Raw genomic sequence first — 4,796 nt, 5'->3', positions numbered from 1 at the left:
ATGCGAAGAGTTCGGGGTATCGCGCCCTACCGTGCGCGCTGCCATCGCGTTGCTCGCGGGCAAGGGGCTTGTCGCCGCGTCCAAGGGGAAGGGCACGTTTGTCACTGCCAACCCGGACGTATGACCGTGCGCGTCGCGGGGGTCCGTGCGCAGAATCGCACACACACAACTTTCGGGCATGAAAAAAGCCCCTAGGTGACGGATCATGCCCAATCCGTCACCTAGGGGTGATTTGTGTTGCGGGTCTACGCGTGCCCGTGCCGCGTCTGCGGCTCAACCTCGCGACCACACGCGGAGCACGCTCCGGCGCGGTCGACACCTGACACATGCACCCGCAGCGGACGCAGCGCAGCGCGGTGTCCGTAGTGCGACAGTCGAGTTCCGCGAAGTTCGGTGTACACGTGGGGTTCCCACTCGCGGAGAACGACCTCCGCACACTCGCGGCTGCACGCCGGAATCCTCGCTGCGGTAGGAACCGGACCGTGTCGACGAAGGTTCACCGTAAACGGCCCATCCTTCGGTGCACCTCGCCACGGGGCGAACTCGACTACGCCACCGGGGAACGGAATAGGGTCAATAACGCGGTCATCGTAACGTTCCCTCGCGGCGTCATAGGCTTTTGCCGTGCGCACCCGCACGGTGTTCTTCTGGCTCGCAGCGGAGAGGACACACGACCGGCACGACCGGCGGTGTCCGTCTTTCGCCCGCGCGTGTGTCGCAAAGGATGTGAGGGACTTGTCCTCGCGGCAACGGTCACATTGCTTGGTTTCTTCAGACACGGTTCTCTCCTAAGAACGGCACGGCGGCAAGAGGTTTGCCGTTGAGCGGCAAGCCCTCCGGCACGACCGGCACACACTCCGGCACAGCTTGCCGCTACCGGCACGGACGGCGGCACGCAAGCGGCAAGCTCCGGCACGACCGGCAACCTTGCCGGCAAGGGCGGCATAACCAATGGTCAACGGCTTGCCGGTAGCGGCACGGTCGTCCGCCTGGACAACGAAGACGTGCCGGTGAACGGCACGGGCCGTGTCGAGAACGGCAAGGGGTGTGCCGCGCTCCGGCACGCAGGCGGCACGACCTCCGGCACGCTCCGGCAAGGCAAAAGTTTCCGGCACCCAAAATATTTTTCGGAGGTCTCCGTTTTCGCGGCTCAAACCCGAAACGGCAACCTCGCGCGCGGGCGCATTGCGCGGGCGCGACGTGCGCACGTCCTGAAAAATGCTCGCGCAGGTCAACGGACCGGGCGAAAGCCCAGACCCGTACAGCGAATTTTCAGCAATACCCCTCCGCTGTCTCCCCCCTGACTTGGGGGCACCCCGCCACCCCTTCGCAGGTCAAAGACCTCCGCGCGGGTGCGGCTCGGGGTCACGGAAGAAAAAACTTTTCAAAAATGTCTGAGTTTTTTCAAGGTTCCCATTTTCGCGGTCAGAAACCAAAGCGGAAAACTCACGACTCCCTCTCGCGAACCCACGGATTCCCGCCGCGTTTCTAGCGCACGCACGCGCACGCTCAACCCACGAACAGAACCGAACTACAGTCGCGCCGCGCGCGTGCGGCAACGGCTACTACAGCGCCGCGTACAGCGCATCTAGAACGTCTCACTCGACACACGGAGGGACCGGGGTAAGGGGGCTCTCAAATGGGCGGGGGCTCATGCCCGTAACCCTCCCACCCACATAAGAACCCCCCACCCTTTTCGGGAAGGGGGGTCTGCTAGTCCGCAGCGGGCAGCGAGAACGCCATCACCCTACGATCGTCAAGCAGGGTCGCACCCACGAACACCGACATGAGGGAAACCTCCGCGCGGCGAGTGAGATCGAAATCCTGTAGGAGCCGCATCGCCCACCCATTGTGGGTCTCAGTCGCGGCGTACCCCGCACCCTCCGGAACACCAGGGGCACGCGTGGCGAGGGCGAACCCCTCGCGGGTGAATGCGACAGCGCCGGTGATATAGGGCGAGACCACAATTTCAAAGCCGAGAAGACGCGCGACGAAGCCACCTTCGAGCACATCACCGCCACCAGCAGCCGCGACATCCTGTAGCGCAGGCAGAGCCAAAAGCACCTCAAGGACGTCAGGGCCGATAGCCATCGTCCGACCCTGCAAAGGGACCTCGCGGCGGGTGAACTCAGCAGCAGCACGAACGAACGCGCCAAGTGGGTTGGTCGGGTCGATCTCGCTAGTCGACTCAGTAGCGGCATCGTTCATGACACCCGCAATGGCCTGCTCACAGTACTTCGCAATGCCGGATGCCTGAGGCTGTAGCACCTGCTTACCAAAGTCGATAACGCTAAGCGACATTTCCTGGTCGGTCAGGGCGATCGCCGAATAGGCTTCGGCCGTGATTTCCACAGGGACGGTCGACTCGTTAATGTCGGTGTAGACGGTGTTCTGTCCCAGACCGTTAGTTGCGGTAATGGTATTCGGGACACGCACCTGTACGGTAGTACCGGTTCCGCCACCGAAAGACTTTTCCGCGTCACGGTAGACACGCTTACCGAGAACGGAATTAGCTTCGAGAAGCCCTAGAGCACCGCCGATAGCCTGAGACACGGGGAAAGAGTTGGCCATTATGGCCCCAATCATGATTGAAATGCCCCCGATAGTCGGAGACGGAGGAAAGGGAAGTGCTACCCGGCCTGAATGGCCTTTGCGATCTCGCGGGGGTCGTCCTCTAGCGGTTCGCCCGTGATCAGCATGTTTTCGAGCAGGGACGCGTACGCCTCCCACTCAGCAGCGTCCGCAGTCGCCCCGGGACGCTTAGGAAGATCCGCCTGTTCCACAGGTGCGCGCTTACTTGCCATTCTGTACCGCCCTCGCAAATCCGGCAGGGTCTTCCGCTGGCATACGCTGCGTCAACCTGTGAAGCAGCGCCGACGTGATGGTTTTGAGCGTGTCAAAGTCGCCGTCCGCAATGGCCGCGATCTCCGGAGGAAGCGGGGCACCGTCCGGGCCGGTAGCCGGGTCCATTAGCGCTCACCGGCCGGAACGTAACGCGCCTGGAACTCCGGGAATTCGCGGGCGAACGCGTCGCGCACGTCGATAAGCTCCGGAGCGTTCCGGGTGTCGCGGCGGTGCGCGGTCGAATGGACGGCGTAGGACAGGCCGTCAAGAATGCGGGTGTAAAGCTCAAACGTCATTGGGGACCCCCGGGATAGGTTGCCGGGCGTATCTCGCCCGTCATTATGGTTATCCGGGTGCACGCTCGCCCTCGCGGCGAGGACGCGGGCAAGCGGCGAGAGACACACAAGGCCCCAGAATGCACGCAGAGTGCCTAGGGGCGGCCTAGGCGGACTGAGAGTAGGGAGCGCCCTGCAAACGTGTCTGCGGGCAACTCAGAGACGCGTAGAGGCATCCTGCCCCCACGTGACCCCTACGCGTGCGCCGTGCGCGGGTTCGCGGGTTCGCGGGTTCGCGGGTTCGCGGGTTCGCGGAGAAGCCGCCTCGCGGACGCGGGGGATGCAGCCCGATGCAGCCATGAACCCCCGGAATGCAGATCTCAGTGAAGATCTGCACTAGGGGTGACCAGCTAAAACACCCTATTTCGCGGGGGTCGATGTAGCGATGCAAGCCGTCCGGGGTTACTTGCGTATAGGGGTAGAGGGCCGTAGACACTGAGTGATGCTTGATTTTTAAAGAAAAGCTGCATAGTAGCACTAATCCCAGGTCAGACGGTGTGCAGATTCGGTTGAGAACTGCATCCGGGTGTCACAAACAGCATCCGCGTCCTCGCTCCCGCGTCCTCGCTCCCGCGTCCTCGCGACTCCGCAACTCCGCGACTCCGCGACTCCGCGACGCGGTGGCGGTTCCGCCACCGGAGTGACGATTAGCGAAACGCTACTTTCGGATGGCTCACCTATGGTGACCAGCTAGGACGCGCCTCGCGGAGACCGAAACGCGGTCAAGAGTGACGAGTGACGGAGCGTTCGCTGTTGTGCGTACACGAGGGGGCAAGGGGCGCTGTATGGGGTTTGGGATTTGGGTATCAAACCATCACTTCATCACTCCTCGCAGGTCAACAGCGGTGATGGGCTCTTTTGGGCCTCCGCGAAACGTCACCTGCCGTCACCCCTGCGACTCTGCGCGACCCGCGACACACACACGAAAGCGCCCCGGCACCGCCCGCGAGGGGCGGCACCGGGCGCTAGGGGCGTTCCTACGCGTCGAAGTGCTCCGGGTAGATCTTCTCCGCAACCTCCGTAGGCATGAACTCCGCGCGGTCTTCGGTAGCGACGTTCCGGCGACGGTTGGCGGAGTACACCACGCAGACTTGCCCCATGCCCCGGATCAACGCCGCGCGTCCTGTGTCTCCGCTGCGCTCCCAGACCTCCGCGACGGTGGACCCTGTCCCGCGCGTTTCCCACCTCGCGGGGCGGGACGGTTCCGCTTGCAGACGTGCACGCCTCGCCACTAGCGCTTTCATGCGTGCCCGGTAGTCGTCTTCGTCATCGTCGAACAGCCCTAGATCCCGGTCGTCTCGGAGGTTGGCGATAGCGCGCGCCACGGAGTCGAGTTCGGCCGCGTTGTCCGTCCCGGGCACGAATACCGATTCGACCGCTTCCAGGGGTCCGGCCACGGATAGGAATTCCGTGGTGACGAACTCTTCTAGCTTCGTGACCGTGATCCTGGTTCCCTTGCAGCGGTCGCCTGCGCGTCCGTAGCACCTCATGATCGGTTCCGCGTTGGGCGAGGTCGGGTAGGGCTTGTTGTTGGCGTAGGTCAACGTGCGTCCACACGTTCCGCAGATTGCAGCGGCTGAAAGCCAATGTGTGGTGTTCGGCGCGGAGGTGTACGAC

At 63.3% G+C, this 4,796-nt stretch carries 4 protein-coding genes; 1 reads left to right on the top strand and 3 read right to left on the bottom strand.

Annotated elements, in window-relative coordinates; translation table 11 throughout:
• Positions 1-124 (top strand): GntR family transcriptional regulator (locus ACWGKS_RS29535; protein ID WP_452524995.1); only part of this gene is annotated, 124 nt, incomplete at its 5' end.
• A 1,589-nt stretch (positions 125-1,713) separates the two neighbouring features.
• Here the strand turns inward: ACWGKS_RS29535 and ACWGKS_RS29530 are convergent.
• From ACWGKS_RS29530 to ACWGKS_RS29520, 3 genes are all read right to left on the bottom strand, one after another.
• The gene (locus ACWGKS_RS29530) at positions 1,714-2,553 is read right to left on the bottom strand and encodes a P22 phage major capsid protein family protein (RefSeq protein ID WP_452524993.1); all 840 of its coding nucleotides are present in this window, start codon (positions 2,551-2,553) and stop codon (positions 1,714-1,716) included.
• Between the two features lie 416 nt (positions 2,554-2,969).
• A complete protein-coding gene (locus ACWGKS_RS29525; protein ID WP_452524991.1) occupies positions 2,970-3,140 on the bottom strand; it encodes a hypothetical protein in 171 nt (56 codons plus the stop codon).
• 1,016 nt (positions 3,141-4,156) lie between these two features.
• Positions 4,157-4,796: zinc ribbon domain-containing protein (locus tag ACWGKS_RS29520; protein ID WP_452524989.1), on the bottom strand; the 640-nt coding region annotated here is incomplete at its 5' end.

It is taken from the genome of Nocardiopsis sp. NPDC055879, from assembly GCF_053615935.1.
The sequence above is the reverse complement of the archived record's forward strand: the minus strand, read 5'-3'. Positions and strand labels throughout refer to the sequence as shown.

Excerpts from the sequence above, each read along its gene's own strand:
- ACWGKS_RS29525 (WP_452524991.1), bottom strand. The coding sequence starts at position 3,140 with ATGACGTTTGAGCTTTACACCCGCATTCTTGACGGCCTGTCCTACGCC.